Genomic DNA, 15,771 nt, shown 5'->3' with positions numbered 1-15,771 from the left:
AAGGAAGGCATTGCGAAATGACAACGTTGTCATTTCGTTAATGACAACGTAAGACATTCTTGGAAGAGCAACAAGGATTTACGGGTGAACGGTCGGTATTGTCCGGTAAACGGCAAATTTGAAAACCGAGCAGGTAGTGTATGCTAGAACGCAAAGAACGATCGATAGGAAACCGACTGGAGAAGCAGTGGCAACGATGGACAAGAAAAATGTCTCAATGAACGATGTGGCAGTTGCCGCGGGCGTTTCTCTCAAGACGGTGTCGCGTGTGATCAACGAGCCCGATAGCGTGCGAGAGTCGACGCGCGATAGGGTCCATGCTGCCATGGAAGCGCTTGGGTTCCGGGCGAACTTTGCCGCGCGTTCACTCAAGTTGGGCCGTTACGGGTGCATCGGCGTGGTGCTGTTCCACTTGTCGGGCGGCAACGTGGACATGATCGACGGTATCGCCGATGCCGCCGAAGAGCGAGGCTTTGCGCTCACGATGATCAAAAAGCGGGCGGGGGAGAAGATGACCCTTGCCGAAGCGGCACGTAGGATGTCGCAGCTTCCCGTCGACGGCATGATTTTCAACCTGCGTCAGATGGTCGATGACTTTGATACCTTTGAGGCGCCGAAAGACCTCAAGACGGTGATTATTACGCCGATGGAGCATCCTACCTGCTCCACCGTCAGTGACGACCAAGAGGACGGCGCGCGCATGGCGTGCGAGTACTTCTTAAATCGCGGGCACAAGAACGTGTACTTCGTCTCTGGTAAGAAAGAGTCACTGTCGAGCCAGTGCCGTATGAAAGGTTGGCGTGCGGCACTCGAGACGCGTGGCATTGAGCCGCCCGAGCCTCTGCAAGGCGATTGGAATGCGGATAGTGGCTATGCTGCGGGCCTTGTGCTTGCCGATAAGCCCGATTGCACGGCGGTCCTCGCTGCTAACGACTGCATGGCAAACGGCGTGATGATGGCTCTACGTGACAAGGGGCTCAGTGTGCCCGACGACGTGTCCGTGATCGGCTTCGACGATGAGCTCTACAAGACGATTCCCAACTCGATTCTGACGTCGGTGAAGTTTCGCCATCGCGAGCTGGGTATCCGTGCGCTTAACGAGGTTGTCGCAGGTCTGGAAGCCCCGAGCTCCAGAAGCCGTACGCTCGTCTCGGGCGTGCTGGTCGAGCGTGCGAGCGTGCGGGATTTGCGGGCGTAGGCGTGCTCGGCTCGTTCATCTCAACCTGTAACAGGTAGGGCCGAAAATCTCAGCTAGATGTTACAGATTGAGATATTTCTGCTCGGGCGTTCTGTTTGTCTCGATCTGTAACAGTTAGGGGTGAAATGACCAGCCAGATGTTACAGATCTAGATTGATTGGATTGACCCATCTGTTTGTCTCGATCTGTAACATCTAAGCGGTCAAAAGCGGTCTACATGTTACAGATTGAGATTTTCGGCTTGGCCTGTGCGTTCACCTCAATCTGTAACAGCTGGGACCAAAAAACTCGGCTAGATGTTACAGATTGAGATGAACAGGAGGACGGGTGCGGTCTAAACAAAATGGCCCGCGCATCACACATCGATGCACGGGCCATTTATTGTCTGCGAGCGGCAGGTGGTGTCAGCGTCTTATGCCTCGAGGTTTTCCTCGATCCAGGCGACGGCACCCTTGGGATCCTTAGTGAGGTCGATGTACTGTTTGCCCTTGGGCGACAGCAGCGTGATGCCCAGGCGGTCGGTGTCGGCCTTCATCTCGTTGTAATAGGTGCGAACCTGCGGAGCCAGGACGATGACGTTGTACTGGTCCATGATGGCGTAGTGGCTGCCGTAGGCACCGGCGTTGGCGGTAATGTCGATGCCCAGCTCGTCGGCGCCTTCCTTAAGCGCGTTGGCGAGCAGTGCAGAGGTGCCGGCGCCAGCGCACAGAACCAGAACCCTCAGGTCCTTGCCCTTAAGGGCGGACGGAGCTGCGGAGGCCTCAGTGGCAGAAGCGGTCTCGACAACGGGAGCCTCAACGGCGGGGGCGGCAGCGGTCTTGACGGCCTTGGTCTCCTCGGCCTCTTCTTCGGCCAGGGTCTCGGCCTCCTGCTTGCACAGGACGTTGTCGTAGGCCTTACAGAACGGGTAGTAGATCAAGAAGTCAACGACCAGCAGGACGACAACCAGGACCAGAGAGATCGGCTGGAAGTTGGTGTCGATGAAGGTGCCGATCGGTCCGGGGAGTGCCCACGGCATGGCATAGATAAAGCCGTTCATGCCCAAAAAGTCGATGAAGAACTTACCAATGAGGACGTTGGCCACGGGGGCAAACAGGAACGGGATCAGGAAGTACGGGTTGAGGATGATGGGCGCGGCGAACAGCAGCGGCTCGTTGACGGCGAACATCACGGGCACGACAGAGGCTTTGCCGACGGCCTTGAGCTGCTTGGAGCGCATAAAGAGCAGGAAGATGATCGGGACAATGAACGTGGCGCCGGTGCCGCCGAGTTCGCCGATGTAGTTACCGAAGTTCTCGGTCAGGGCGAGGGCGGGGTGACCGCCGGCCTGCAGCGTGGCGAGGTTGGTAGTGATGTTGCCAAACAGCGCGGCGTTGAGGGCAGGCTTAACGACCGAGGGGCCGTGGATGCCCATGAACCAGAACAGCGGGATCATGAACCAGATGAGGGCGAGGCCGGCGTAGGAATCGGCAGCGGCGAACAGCGGGCTCACCAGCGTGGAGATGACGTTGGCAAACGGGACGGCCAAGCAGGTGCGGCAGATAACGTCGATGACGGCGACAAACAGGATGGAGAAGCTGAAGGCGAAGATGTCGCGGAAGTTCTGGGCGATGGCGCCGGGAACTTCTTTGGGCAGCTTGATGGTGATGTCTCGCTTAATGCAGAAGGCATAGATGTTGACCGTGGCAAATGCGGCGACAAAGGAGCTCAGCAGGCCCTTGGTGCCCATGTTGTCGGTAAAGAACACCGAGACATCGGCGCCGTCGATCTTGGCACTCGTCTGGGTAACGGCCAAGATGAGCATAGCGCACATGGCGGCGACCATGGTGCTCGTGGCGTTGATGGCCTTGCCGGCAGGCATGCGGCGGTTCTTGGAGCCGGTCAGCGCGCTTGCGGTGGTGCCGGCGACCATGATGCCCACGACGCCCATCGTGAAGTTGTAAACCTTGTTGCAGAAGTTCACGACGTCGACGTTCCACCAGTCGGGCAGCGTAAAGCCACCGACCGTGGCGACAACGCCCGGCAGGGTCGAAATAAGCAGGAAGACAGAAGAAGACAGAATGATGGGCATTGCTGCCAAAAAGCCGTCTTTAATGGCCTGAAGGTAGATGTTCTTAGAGACCTTGTCGAAGTACGGCTGACCTTTCTCCAAGAACTTAACGATCGATTCCATAGTTCACGCTCCTCTTTGCATGAAATCTTAATGGCATGGACGTTGAAAACCTATATGGTCTCCCGCTTGCTAAAAGCCCGGGTGCAGGCGGGGTCGGTCCCAGGGGGAGAGAGGGGAGCGGCTGGGTTTGTATCGCATAGGGCCGCTCCCCTCTCGGGGGAAAGCGAGGCGATGCGCTACTGCGCGTCCGCCATGGTGTCGGCGAGCTCCTTGTACCAGAGTGCCGACTGCTTGATGTAGCGTTTTTGCGTGTCGAAGTCGATGTAGAACAGGCCGTAGCGCTTGTTATAGCCATTGGCCCACGAGAACTGGTCCTGCAGGCTCCAGATAAAGTAGCCCTGGACGTCGACGCCCTCGGCGCGCGCCTGGAGCACCTTCTCCATGTGCTGGTCGACAAAGTCGATGCGCTCGGGATCAGCGACGATGCCGTTTGCGTCGGGCTCGGGGTCCTTGTGGCCCAGGCCGTTTTCGGTGATATAGATGACGGGGAGGTTGGGATAGGTGGCGCTGATGTGCTTGAGCGTGTCGTAGAGGCCTTGCGGGTAGATGAGCCAATCCCAGTCGGTGGTGGGGATACCCGGCATATCGACCTGCTGCCCGACGCCCTTAAACTTAAAGCACGAGGTGCCCTTGTCTCCGGTGCCGTTAAAGCTGTTGGTGGACTCGCCATCGTAGGCGGCGATAAACGCCGACTGATAGTAGTTGAGGCCGAACATATCGTTGCGGGGCGCCGCCTTGGCGAGCTCCTCCATGTCGCTGTCCTCAACCGTAAGTGTGGCGTTGTTGGCACGCAGAATCTCGTTGATGAGTGAGAGGGTGCGCGCGGAGTAGTGACCCAGGAAGGCGCCGTCCATGATGAAGTCGGTGTAGAAGGCGTTGTACAGGTCGGCGGCGTGCTGGTCGGCGGGCGAGTCGGTGGCAGGATATGCCGGCGTCAGGACGTTGACCATGCCAATGCGTCCGCCCAGGTGCTCGGTCTCGTCAAGATCCTTATACAGGTTGACGGCGCGGGCGTGGGCAACGAGCTCGTTGTGCTGGCTCTGGATGCCGCTCGTCACATCAAAGTGATGGTTGGGCGGGAAGTTGCCTTGGATGTATTGGGAGTGCGAGAGGCTGATGAGCTCGTTGATGGTGAACCAATTCTTGACCTCGCGGAACTCGCGGAAGCAGAACTCGGCATAGCGCACATAGGCGTCGACGGTCTTGCGGTTGAGCCAGTCGCCCTGGTTGAACAGGGCGGCGGGGGAGTCAAAGTGATGCAGGGACACATAGGGCTCGACGCCATACTTTTTGCAGCAGGCGAACAGCTCGTGGTAGTGCTTAACGCCCTCGGCGAGGGGCTCGGCATCGTCGCCGTTGGGGAAGATGCGGGTCCAGGCGATGGACACACGGATGGCGTTGAGTCCATGCTCGGCAGAAAGGCGGATATCCTCCTCGTAGCGGTTGTAGAAATCACTGGCCGGGTCGGGCAAAAAGCGACCCTGGGCGACAAGGTAATCGTCCCACATGGTCTTACCCTTGCCTGCCACCTTCGTGGAACCTTCCGTTTGGTACGCGGCGGTTGCGGCGCCCCAAACAAAGCACTTCGGCAGCTGCTGTACGCGGTTTAGCAAAGACATATGCATACACCCTCTCGTCTCGCTGTTCGATATTGTGCGTTTGTGCTCAGGAGGCTCCCTGGTTAGCGTTCAGCGGTGAAAAAGCCCGATAAACACTATCTTAAAATGATTAGAACCAAAATGAGCACGTGAACATTTGACAATGAGCACGTTAACATCCGGCTGGGATGTATAGAAACAAAACAACTTCAAACAGCCGCGAACGGTTGTATTTGTTCGGTAAGCGGTTTTGATTGACAGAAGTTTTCATGTTGTGGTATATGGCTCGGGTATCATGAGCACGTTATCAATGTATGTACGATGCGCCATGGGCGCGGGGAATAGTTGGGAAGCAGGTTAGCGTGGAAGGCATGGCTCAGCAGACAAGGAATGGTCGTTCGGCGAGCGCGGCAGAGGTTGCGGCGCTCGCTGGCGTGAGCCGCCAGACTGTGTCTCGCGTGGTCAACGGTATGCCCAACGTGACGGAAAAGACGCGCAAGCGTGTGCTGGCCGCCATGGAAGAGCTGGGCTTTCGTCCCAATTTTGCTGGAGCGGCGTTGCGCGGCGGGTCGTATCGTTCTATTGGCCTGTGCATGTACAACATCACACGTGTCGGTAACCTGGCGACGCTCGAGGGTATCATGCAAGCGGCGCGCGAGCACGATTTTGCCGTCACTATGATCGAGATGGGCGGCGACAAGCCCTATGCACTTGCCGATGCCTCGCGCCGCATGGTCGAGCGACCCGTCGACGGCATGATTCTCAACATGAACCGCATGGCTCCCGATTTTGAGGAGTTTGTTCCCCAGCCGGGAGTGCGAACGGTCATCCTGTCCATGTATGCGCATCCGCGCTGCACGACGATCGACTCCGACCAGTATGGTTCGTGCGAGCTGTTGACCAATTATCTGCTGGAACATGGTCACTCGAATATGCGGTTTGTGGCGGGTCCGGAAAACTCGATTTCCTCGCGTTTTCGTGAGGCCGGTTGGCGCGATACGCTGGGTCGTGCTCATGTCGATGCCGCTCCGATGCTGCGTGGCGATTGGAGTGCGGACAGTGGGTACGCCATGGGCGAGCGGATTGCGGCCGAGGTGCTTGCCGGCGGGTCGCAGGCGCCGACTGCCGTGCTTGCGGCAAATGACCAGATGGCGCTGGGCGTTATCGCCGCGCTCGAGAACGCGGGCCTGTCCGTGCCCGACGACGTGAGCGTGGTTGGTATCGACGACGCACTCGAGGGACTTGTTCCTCACAATCGGCTGACGACGCTGCGATTTGATTTGCGCGGCGTCGGCAAGCTTGCGTTTGAGGCGGCGATTGGAGAGAGCTCGTCTATCGAGGCGATTCATGTGCCGAGTACGCTGGTCGAACGCTCGACTGTTAGGGACATACGGGGTTAGGTCCTACTCCGTTTGTCTCGATTTGTAACAGGTAGACGGTCAAAAGCGGGCTACGTGTTACAGATTTAGATTCTTCGGAAAGCACAATCCTGTTCATCTTGATCTGTAACAGCTAGGACCGAAAAACTCAGCTAGATGTTACAGATCGAGACAAATGGTTGCCGACCCGCTCAAAAACAAAAAGGCCGGGGGCGGCGCGCCGTGTGACGTGCCGCCCCCGGCTGAGAAATGGGGACAGGTTGTGTGAGCGGGCAACCCCGCCAGCCACTAGTCCAGACGACGGGTCTGCGCCACGTGCTTGTACCAGTAGGCGCTCGCCTTGGGCGTGCGCTTCTGGGTCTCAAAGTCAACGTAGAAGAAGCCGTAACGCTTGTTGTAGCCATTGGTCCAGGAGAACTGATCCTGCAAGCTCCACAGGAAGTAGCCGCCCACGTTGACGCCTACCTCCATGGCCTTGAGCAACCAGCGCAGGTGCTGCTCGATGTAGTCGATGCGCGGCTGGTCGTCCACAAAACCGTCCTTGTAGGGGTCCTTGTAGCCCATGCCGTTCTCGGTGATGAAGATCTGCTTGTAGTTGGGGTAGCGCTGCTTAATGTAGACGAGCAGATCGAACAGACCCTCGGGATAGATGATCCAGTCCCAGTCGGTGGTGGGGATGCCGGGCTTGTTCACGTGCTCGCCAATGCCTTTGACGCGCCAGCGGCCGGTACCCTTCTCGCCCGTGCCGTTGTGGTGCAGGTCGTTCTCGCCATCGTAAGCCTTGAGGAAGCGGCACTGGTAGTTGTTGACGCCCAGGTAGTCGTTGTAGAGCGCTGCCTCGCGCATGATCTCGAGATCCTCCTCGCGGATTTCGATGGTGCCGCCGGAGACTGCAGCCAGGCGGTTGGCGCACTCGAGGGTGTCGGGGGCATAGTCGCCGCGGAAGGTGGCGTCGAGCAAGAACTGGTTCTGCAGCACGTGCTCGTTGTTGGCGGCCTTGATGTCCGCGGGGTCGTTCTCATTGAGCGGGTACTTAAACTCCAGCGACTGGATGACGCCGATCTTGCCCTTAAAACCACCGTTGTGGAAGGCCAACACTGCCTTGGCGTGGGCGAGCATCATGTTGTGCTCGCACTGGAAAGCTTCGGCCAGGTGCGCCTTGACGCCACCGGGGAAGGTGCCCTCGATGTAGGTGTTGGAGGCGTCGGCCCAGATCTCGTTAAAGGTGAACCAATAGGTCACCTGGTCAGCGTATTCCTTAAAGCAGAAGGTGGCAAAGTCCACAAAGGCGTCGATGGTCTCGCGGTTGAGGAAGTCGCCCTTCTCAAAGAGGGGCAGCGGCGTGTCGAAGTGATGCAGCGTGACAAACGGCTCAACGTGGTGCTTGTGGCACTCGGCAAAGAGGTCGTGGTAGAACTGCACGCCCTCGGGGTTCACCTTGCCGGTGCCCTCGGGGAAGATGCGGCTCCAGGCGATGGAGAGGCGAATGCCGTTGATGCCGAACTCCTCGCACAGCTCCAGATCGACGGGGTACTGGTTGTAGAAGTCGGAAGCGGGGTCGGGGGAGAAACGGCCCTGGGCCTCCAGGAAGTCGTCCCAGGCGACCTTGCCCTTTCCGTGGGTGCGGGTCTCGCCCTCTACCTGGTAGGCAGCAGTGGCGCCGCCAAAGACAAAGTCCTCGGGAAACTGCGCGGGCGGGTTGGTGACGCTAGCAGGGTTAACGGACATGATGAAATATCCAATCGTCTAAATCGAAGGGCCAGCCGGCCTTGGATGGTCGGCTGGCCCTAAGCGTTACTTACTTCGACAGCTGCTCGCTTACGAAGGCGAGAGACTTGTCGCCGTTCTGGGAGAGCTCGATGTACTGCTTACCACGGCAGGCGACGCACTTGTTGCCCACACGCTCGCAGTCCTTCTGCAGGTCGGCCAGGTAGCTGGCAGCCTGCGGGGCCAGGACGACCAGGTCAAAGTCGGGGAGCATGTCCACGTGGTTGCCATAGGCGTCGGCAGCGGTTTCAAGATCGATGCCGCGCTCCTTGGCGGCCTTGGCCAGCGCGTTGGCGAGCAGGCCCGAGGTGCCGCCGCCCTGGCAGAGCACGAGTACGCGCTTGCCGTTGAGGTCGCTGGCGGCCGTAGCCTCGGTGGCGGCAGCAGCGGGGGCGGCGTCGGTCTTTACGACCTCGGCAGCGGCGCCGGCGGCAACACTCTTGGCGTCGGCCTTACCCTGGAAGGCGTCGTTGAGCTTGGCGGCCTTCTCGGCGTTCTTGGCGGCGAGCTCCTCCTGGGAGATCTCGGCCTCCTCGGCGCACTTCTGGGCGTCATAGGCACGGAAGAACGGGTAGTACAGGGCAAAGTCGACGACTAGGATGATGGCGAGCATCACAAAGGCGAGCGGCTGGAAGCCCAGGCCCATGATGGTGCCAATGGGGCCGGGGACGGTCCAAGGCAGGGTGTACATAAAGCCGTTCATGCCCAAGAAGTCGATAAAGACCTTGAGGATCCAGATGTTGGCGATCGGGGCAAAGACAAACGGGACAAAGAAGACGGGGTTGAGCACGATAGGTGCGGCGAACAGCAGCGGCTCGTTGACGGCAAAGCACACGGGGACGATGGCGGCCTTACCGACGGCGCGCATCTCCTGGGACTTGGCCAGGAAGCAGAACATAAAGACCAGGACGAGCGTGGCGCCGGTGCCGCCCATGCAGACGACGAAGTACTGGGCGCCCTGCGTCAGGACGGCGGTGGCGTGCTCGCCGGCCTGGAATGCAGCCAGATTGTCGGTCATGTTGGCAACGAGGGCGGCGGCGATGGCGGGCTCGACGATCGAGGGGCCGTGGACGCCGACGAACCAGAACAGGCTCATGGCGCCGTAGATCACAGCGAGTCCTATGTAGCCGTCGGCAGCGGTGAACAGGGGCTGGAACACCTGGATGACGCCCTGGGCAAAGCAGAAGCCAAAGGCAGCGCGGAAGACGATGTCAAAGACCCAAAAGACGGTGATGCAGACGGAGAAGGGGATGATGTCCTTAAAGGTCTGCGAGATGTTGGGCGGAACCTGCTCGGGCATCTTGACGGTGATGTTGCGCTTGATAAAGAACTTGTAGATGATGCCGGTCACAAATGCAGCGATGAAGGCAGTCAGCAGGCCCTTGGAACCAAGGTAGGTGGTGTTGAAGCCGCTGGCGGCGTCCGTGGCGATGGTGTCGCTCGAAAGGAGCAAGAAGCCGATGATGGCCGCGCACATGCACGAGATAAAGTTGATCTGGTTGTTCTTGGGCAGGTCGCGGTTCTGGGCGTCGGCGAAGTGCTTGGCCGTGGTGGCGGCACAGGCGATAGCCAGGATGCCCATGGAGTAGTTGTAGCACTTCCACAGGGCGTTGTTGATGTCATCGGGCCAGTAGAAACCCCAGATGTTGGGGACCGAGGCTACCAGGCAGAAGATGGACGAGAAGATGATGATGGGGATGACGGAGATAAAGCCGTCGCGAATCGCCTTGAGGTACTTGTTGCGGGCGATCGCGTTGAAAAAGGGCTGGCCTTTTTCGATGGTGGCGATGAGTTGCTCCATGCAAAGCTCCTAAGAGTCGGTGGGTTAGCAACGATGGTAGCTTTTGACGTCTGGTTGCCAAAATGTTGACGTTGCCATTTTGCGACACAAAAAAAGATGTGAATCGGTGGCCCCTGTGCCTGTAGACCGTCGATTCCTTGCGTGTAAACGATTGAGCCGCCCGGTGGCTCTGTGTTTGCACAATGGCAACGTTAACATTTGGGCGACAATAGCCGTTCGGCGAAGCAGAATTGTCGGTGAACGGTAGGTTTTGGGTGGTGAGCGTATTGCGGGGGAGGCGTTGGATATACTTGAAGACGTTCAAAATGACTGCGCAGGATGCCGTCAATGGCATCGTTGACACAGAAAGATCGACCTATGGCCGCTGTTAAAAAATCGGTATCCGTCAAAGATGTGGCGCGCCTCGCGGGCGTCTCGGAGCAGACGGTCTCGCGCACCGTGCACGATTCGCCCAGCGTGCGCCCCGAGACCAAGGAGCGCGTGCGCGCCGCCATGCGCGAACTTGGCTACCGTCCAAACTTTGCCGGCCGGTCACTGCGCCGCGGCAAGTTCAAGACGGTCGGCGTCGCCATGTTCAACATTACCGGCACCGGTAACCTCGATCGTATGGAGGGCTTTGCCGCCGCTGCCGACAAACACGGCTATGCCATCACCCTTACTAAAGTAGACGGACACCCCTATACCCTCGAGAGCGCATCGTCGCGCATGAGCGCGCTGCCGGTGGACGGCGTGGTCGTGATCATGAACCGCATGCCGGCGGACTTTGGCACCTTTGAGCCGCTGCCCGGCATGCAGACGGTGCTCGTTACCATGTTGGAGCACCCGCTGTGCTCGACGGTCGATAACGACCAGTTCGATTGCTCGCGTCAGGTCGTCGAGTACTTGCTGGGGCAGGGGCACAAGACCGTGCACTTTATCTCGTGTCCCGAGCGCTCGCTTTCGGGCATGCAGCGCGAGGAGGGCTGGCGTGAGACATTGCGCGCGCATGGCATTGAGCCACCGCAGCTCGTCCGTGGCGACTGGACGGCGCAGAGCGGCTATGCTGCCGGTCAGGCTCTGGCAGACGATCCGACCTGCACGGCCATCTATGCCTCCAACGATGCCATGGCCTACGGCTGCATTCGCGGACTCGAGTCGCGCGGGAAGTGCGTGCCCCAGGACGTGAGCGTGGTGGGTGTTGACGATAGTCTGGGCGATATCGTGCCCGATCGTCGCCTGACCACGGTGCGCTTTGATAACAAGCGTGTCGGCATGTGGGCGGTCGACAAGATCGCCGGCGCCGAGGGAGTTGCGCCTGGCGTGGAGCACAGGCTGTTTCCGGGCGTGCTCGTCGAGGGCGATACGGTGCGCGATGTACGCTAGGGTGCGGACCTGTTTGGGTTGCCGATAATTGTGTTTGATATTGTTCGGACTGGCTTAAAAGCCGTTCACGGGCGAAAAGCAACCGTTCATAGCTCGAAATTGCGTTTTGCGCTGTTCTTTTTTGTTTGAATGTTAATGTTCCTGCCATACACAGCGCAGCGCGTATGCCCGGACGCGATGCTCTCCGTTGGTTCATATGTGAAAGGAACGCAATATGGCAACCAAAGAAGAAATCTCGATGGTTGGATTCGAGATTGTCGCATACGCGGGCGACGCCCAGACCGATCTGCTTGCAGCGCTCGATGCTGCTCGCGAGGGTGATTTTGAGAAGGCCGAGCAGCTGCACAAGGATGCCAGCGATGCACTTATCGGCGCCCACGACACGCAGACCAAGCTGCTTTCGCAGGAGGCCGGCGGCGGCGAGATGGAGATGACCTTCATCATGGCTCACGCCCAGGACACCCTCATGACCACCATGATTCTGGAGAAGCAGACCCGCTTTACCATCGATGCCTATAAGCGCATCGCCGCACTCGAGGCTAAGCTCGCCTAACGAGCTCTCACAACCAAGTCCCCTTCCAAAAGCTCTGCCGCTACCCGCGGCAGGGTTTTTCTGTCCTCCTCCAAGTTGCGGTGGAATAGGGATTGAATAGGGGCCGGCGGGCGCAAAACAATCCCTATTTCACCGCAACTCATCCCGTGATAGTCATTGGGGACGTTCTTAAACGACTAGTCGTTGGGGGCAGTCTTGGGGCTTCCGCACGCCCTCCCGTTCGGTTTTTCGATGGGTGGGTATACTTCCATCCGCAATACAGGCCGGACTGAGGAGGTATCCAAATGCCGGATAACGGGTCAATACAAAAAAGAGATGCGCATGAGATGGCTCATGGGCGTCCTGTCCAGATAACCGAGCACACGACGGTAACCGAGCTGCAGCCCAGCCTGTCCGATGTCGTGTGCGCAAACAAAAAGCTGCAGATTGGCTTTATCGTTGCGCTCGTGGTGCTGGCGTTGCTGTCGGGATTTGTCGCACGCCCACATTTCGCCGATACCAAGACTTGGGACTCCACCATCGAGGTTATCGACCAAAAGAAAGGTAACGTACTGGCGCTCACGGCCTCGTGCGTGGCGCTGTCTGCGGGCATTACCGCGCTGCCGGGTGATACGGGAACGCCGGTTGCCGAGCAGCTTGCGCAGCTTTCAGGCAACCTTGGTATCGTGCTTGCCGTGCTATACCTAGAGAAATACTTGCTCACGATTTTGTGGTCGGTTGGCTTGGGCATCTTAATCCCGTTTGCGTTGGTGCTCTTTGCGGTCTCGCTTGGTATTCACGGACGCTGGAGCACGAGTGCCGTCTTGCGCCGCGTGGCGACCCGCGTGCTGGTAGTCGCCATGATCGGCATGGCGTTGGTGCCTGCAAGCGTGTGGGTATCGCAAAAGGTCGACGAAACGTATCGCGTAAGTATTGAGCAAGCTGAGCAAAAGGCAGCGGACGCTGCGGACACGGCCGGCACCACGGACAAGTCAGCCGAGACCAGCTCAAAATCGAGCAAGAAAAAGTCCGAGACCACGGAGTCCAAAAACGTGCTTGAGCAGCTGACCGATGGGGCATCGAGCCTTGTTACGTCGGTAACCAGCGGTGCCAAGCAGATGACCGACGAGATCGTGCAGCAGGTGACCGACCTCATCGAAGGCGTCATCGTGATGATCGTGACCTCGTGCGTCATCCCGCTGCTGGTGCTCGCGGCGTTCCTATGGCTAGGACACGTGCTGCTGGGGATCGATATCTCTGGCCCGGCGAACTATTTGACGGGTCGTTTCTTGAGCGCTCCGTCCAAACATGCCAAGAAGAGCGGACAGTCTGAGTAGGCGGCAACGCGATCTTTGGAAGATCAACCGCAAGAAGGGCGGCCGAGACACGTTCTCGGCCGCCCTTTTGTTTGTTGAACACATGGTCGCTACATCTGCGCCGGGCCCAAGCGGTCAGCAATCATCCGTGAATGGTATTTGTTCAAAAAAGAACAAAGATAAACAAATAATTGTTGCAGTCGATGTTCGAATGTGTTCAAATAAACATGAACAGTGAAGAACCGCACATTCAGATGCCCGGACCTGAACGCGATTCAACACTTCCAAACAGAAACTACGCACCTGCGTATCTCTCAAGGAGGATGTCATGAGGGTTGTAATCGCTTCCGATGCCGACGGTATGTCGATGAAGGAGTCCATCAAGGAGATGCTCATCGCCGACGGTCACGAGGTCGTCGACTATTCAGAGACCCCTGCCGCGGACTTTGTCGATTCTGCGACCGCCGTTGCCAAGGACCTGCTGGAGCACAAGGATTCCCAGGGCTTCGCATTCGATAAGTACGGCGTCGGCTCCTATATGGCCGCCGTCAAGATCAAGGGCATGGTCGTCGCCAACATTTCCGACGAGCGTTCCGCCTACATGACCCGCGAGCACAACGGCTCGCGCATGGTCACCATGGGCCCGGGCGTTGTGGGCACCGAGGTCGCCAAGAAGATCGCCCGCGAGTTCCTGCGCGCCCAGTACGCCGGCGGCCGTCACCAGATCCGTGTCGACATGCTCAACAAGATGGCCTAACGAGAGCCACCGAGAACTCGAACTTCTACCTCAACTTGTGAATTCAGACGAAAGGACGTTCTGATGAAGAAGACCATCGCAATCGGTTGCGACCATATCGTTACGGACGAGAAGATCTATCTGGCCGACCGCCTGGAGCAGGCTGGCTACAAGGTGCTCGACTGCGGCACCTACAGCCACACCCGTACGCACTATCCCATCTACGGTAAGGCCGTGGGCGAGGCTGTCGCCAGCGGCAAGGCCGACTTTGGCGTGGCCCTGTGCGGCACCGGCATCGGCATCACCAACGCCGTCAACAAGGTTCCCGGCGCCCGCTGCGCCCTGGTTCGCGACATGACCTCTGCCCTGTATGCCCGTCGCGAGCTCAACGCCAACATCGTGGGCTTTGGCGGCAAGATCACCGGCGAGTTCCTGATGGCCGATATCATGCTTGCCTTCCTGGAGGAGCCCTACGAGAAGACCCCCGAGCACGATGCCCTGATCGCCAAGATCGATGCCTGCAATAAGGCCGACGCCGTGGCTCAGGCTGACCCGCACTTCTTTGACGAGTTCCTCGAGAAGTGGGACCGCGGCGAATACCACGACTAAGGAGGTTACGCGGTTTTGCCAAACCGCATAACGGGTCGACGCTGCGCGGCGCTCAGGCACCCCATCTCGCTGCTCAAACCGTCGCTCGCGTACATGAAGTACGCGTCGCTCCTCTTTCGCGGCGACCTGGGGCACCTGAGCGCCGCTCGCTGACGTTGGGGGTACCTGCAGGGTTACCACTGTTGTTGCGAAGCGTTCTGGTACGGCGAGCTGCTCCGATAACACGTTTGCTTGCTTGGCTTGAGTGCTTCGCTCTTGGCTGTATTTGGCGATTTGCAGCTTTTCAATTGACGGCTCGCGTTTCTGTGAGGGGGCGCGGGCCGGTTTTCTATCAGCCCTATTGACTTGGCGGGCTGTTGTAAGAAAGGGAAGGCTCCTATGGAGTTTGTTCTTGATAACGGTTCTATCCGCGTAGCACTGAGCACGGCGGGCGGCTCGTTCACCTCAATTGTGGCCGACGGTCGCGAGTATCTGTGGCAGGGCGATCCTTCGGTCTGGTCGGGCCAGGCACCCATTTGTTTCCCGATCTGCGGTGGCCTTCGTGACGGTCGCGCAATGACCATGGGCGGCCGCGAGGTAAAGCTCGCCCGCCACGGCTTTGCGCGCAAACAGGAGTGGAAGCTCGAGGAGCAGAGCGACAACATGGTTGCGCTGAGCCTAAGCTCTGCCGACCATGCCGAGTTGCTCGAGCAGTACCCGTATCCGTTTAAGATCGTTGCTCGTTACACGATCGATTCGGAAAAGGTGGCCGTGTCGTACGAGGTAACCAATGAGGGCACCGAGGACATGCCGTTCTTTGTGGGTGGCCATCCTGGCTTTAAGTGCCCGCTCGACGAGGGCGAGTCTTACAGCGATTATGAGCTTCGTTTTGAGCAGCATGAGGCCACCGAGCTCTGTACTGCTGTTCCCTCGACGGGCCTGATTGATGTTGAGCATCGCAGCAAGAACCCCATGATCGGACAGAACCTGCCGCTTACCCACGAACTCTTCGACTTCGCGGAGACCATCTTCGACGTGCTCGAGAGCCGCGTGGTCACGCTGACCAAGAAGACCGAGGACAAGGGCGTGCGCCTGACGTTCCCTGATATGCCGTACCTGATTGTGTGGAGCAAGCCCGAGGGCGACTTTGTGGCCGTGGAACCGTGGGGCGGCCTGTCCACCTGCTCCGACGAGGACGATATTCTGGAGCACAAGCGTGGCTGCCTGGTGGCTAAGCCGGGGGAGACCATCGTCCGCGGCTTTGAGATCGAGATCCTTTAACGAGTTATCGTATGTTTGGGGCCGCGCGTGTCGTGCCCCG

General features: G+C 58.7%; 12 protein-coding genes. 8 read left to right on the top strand and 4 right to left on the bottom strand.

Features of this window, described 5'->3' with window-relative positions:
- The first annotated feature begins 196 nt into the window (after nucleotides 1–196).
- Nucleotides 197–1,198, top strand: coding sequence for a LacI family DNA-binding transcriptional regulator (locus tag DW925_RS05235; RefSeq protein WP_117790541.1), 1,002 nt, complete (start codon nucleotides 197–199; stop codon nucleotides 1,196–1,198).
- Between the two features lie 412 nt (nucleotides 1,199–1,610).
- On the opposite strand, the gene DW925_RS05230 is transcribed toward DW925_RS05235, so the two are convergent.
- The gene (locus tag DW925_RS05230; protein WP_022094682.1) at nucleotides 1,611–3,371 is read right to left on the bottom strand and encodes a PTS lactose transporter subunit IIBC; all 1,761 of its coding nucleotides are present in this window, start codon (nucleotides 3,369–3,371) and stop codon (nucleotides 1,611–1,613) included.
- A gap of 176 nt (nucleotides 3,372–3,547) precedes the next feature.
- Nucleotides 3,548–4,996 carry a 6-phospho-beta-galactosidase gene (lacG, locus tag DW925_RS05225; protein ID WP_117790540.1) on the bottom strand — a complete coding sequence of 483 codons (1,449 nt, stop codon included), beginning with the start codon at nucleotides 4,994–4,996 and terminating at the stop codon, nucleotides 3,548–3,550.
- A 344-nt stretch (nucleotides 4,997–5,340) separates the two neighbouring features.
- Here lacG (DW925_RS05225) and DW925_RS05220 point away from each other — a divergent pair, with 344 nt between their 5' ends.
- Entirely contained in the window at nucleotides 5,341–6,369 is a 1,029-nt protein-coding gene (locus tag DW925_RS05220; RefSeq protein ID WP_233540243.1) for a LacI family DNA-binding transcriptional regulator, read from the top strand.
- A gap of 267 nt (nucleotides 6,370–6,636) precedes the next feature.
- Here the strand turns inward: DW925_RS05220 and lacG (DW925_RS05215) are convergent, their stop codons facing one another.
- Both lacG (DW925_RS05215) and DW925_RS05210 read right to left on the bottom strand, forming a co-directional pair.
- Complete coding sequence (gene lacG / locus DW925_RS05215) at nucleotides 6,637–8,076, bottom strand: 6-phospho-beta-galactosidase (RefSeq protein ID WP_117790538.1); 1,440 nt, start codon at nucleotides 8,074–8,076, stop codon at nucleotides 6,637–6,639.
- A 70-nt stretch (nucleotides 8,077–8,146) separates the two neighbouring features.
- Complete coding sequence (locus DW925_RS05210) at nucleotides 8,147–9,916, bottom strand: PTS transporter subunit EIIC (protein WP_117790537.1); 1,770 nt, start codon at nucleotides 9,914–9,916, stop codon at nucleotides 8,147–8,149.
- A 357-nt stretch (nucleotides 9,917–10,273) separates the two neighbouring features.
- Between DW925_RS05210 and DW925_RS05205 the strand changes: the two genes are divergently transcribed.
- The 6 genes from DW925_RS05205 to DW925_RS05180 all read left to right on the top strand — a co-directional run bounded on the left by DW925_RS05205 (nucleotide 10,274) and on the right by DW925_RS05180 (nucleotide 15,731).
- Nucleotides 10,274–11,278: a LacI family DNA-binding transcriptional regulator gene (locus DW925_RS05205; protein ID WP_117790536.1), complete on the top strand. Its 1,005-nt coding sequence runs from the start codon at nucleotides 10,274–10,276 to the stop codon at nucleotides 11,276–11,278.
- A 214-nt stretch (nucleotides 11,279–11,492) separates the two neighbouring features.
- On the top strand, nucleotides 11,493–11,831 hold the full coding sequence (locus DW925_RS05200) for a PTS lactose/cellobiose transporter subunit IIA (RefSeq protein ID WP_089572387.1): 339 nt from the start codon (nucleotides 11,493–11,495) through the stop codon (nucleotides 11,829–11,831).
- A 326-nt stretch (nucleotides 11,832–12,157) separates the two neighbouring features.
- Nucleotides 12,158–13,147 carry a hypothetical protein gene (locus DW925_RS05195; protein WP_117790535.1) on the top strand — a complete coding sequence of 330 codons (990 nt, stop codon included), beginning with the start codon at nucleotides 12,158–12,160 and terminating at the stop codon, nucleotides 13,145–13,147.
- A gap of 307 nt (nucleotides 13,148–13,454) precedes the next feature.
- Nucleotides 13,455–13,883, top strand: a complete 429-nt coding sequence (lacA, locus tag DW925_RS05190; protein ID WP_006234830.1) for a galactose-6-phosphate isomerase subunit LacA — start codon at nucleotides 13,455–13,457, stop codon at nucleotides 13,881–13,883.
- A gap of 63 nt (nucleotides 13,884–13,946) precedes the next feature.
- Nucleotides 13,947–14,471, top strand: a complete 525-nt coding sequence (gene lacB, locus DW925_RS05185; RefSeq protein WP_117758684.1) for a galactose-6-phosphate isomerase subunit LacB — start codon at nucleotides 13,947–13,949, stop codon at nucleotides 14,469–14,471.
- A gap of 378 nt (nucleotides 14,472–14,849) precedes the next feature.
- The gene (locus tag DW925_RS05180; RefSeq protein ID WP_117790534.1) at nucleotides 14,850–15,731 is read left to right on the top strand and encodes an aldose 1-epimerase family protein; all 882 of its coding nucleotides are present in this window, start codon (nucleotides 14,850–14,852) and stop codon (nucleotides 15,729–15,731) included.
- The last annotated feature ends 40 nt before the right edge of the window (nucleotides 15,732–15,771 follow it).

Origin of the sequence: Collinsella sp. AM43-1 (assembly GCF_003467925.1) — a bacterium.
GTDB lineage: Bacteria > Actinomycetota > Coriobacteriia > Coriobacteriales > Coriobacteriaceae > Collinsella.
This window is presented reverse-complemented; position numbering and strand designations above follow the sequence as displayed.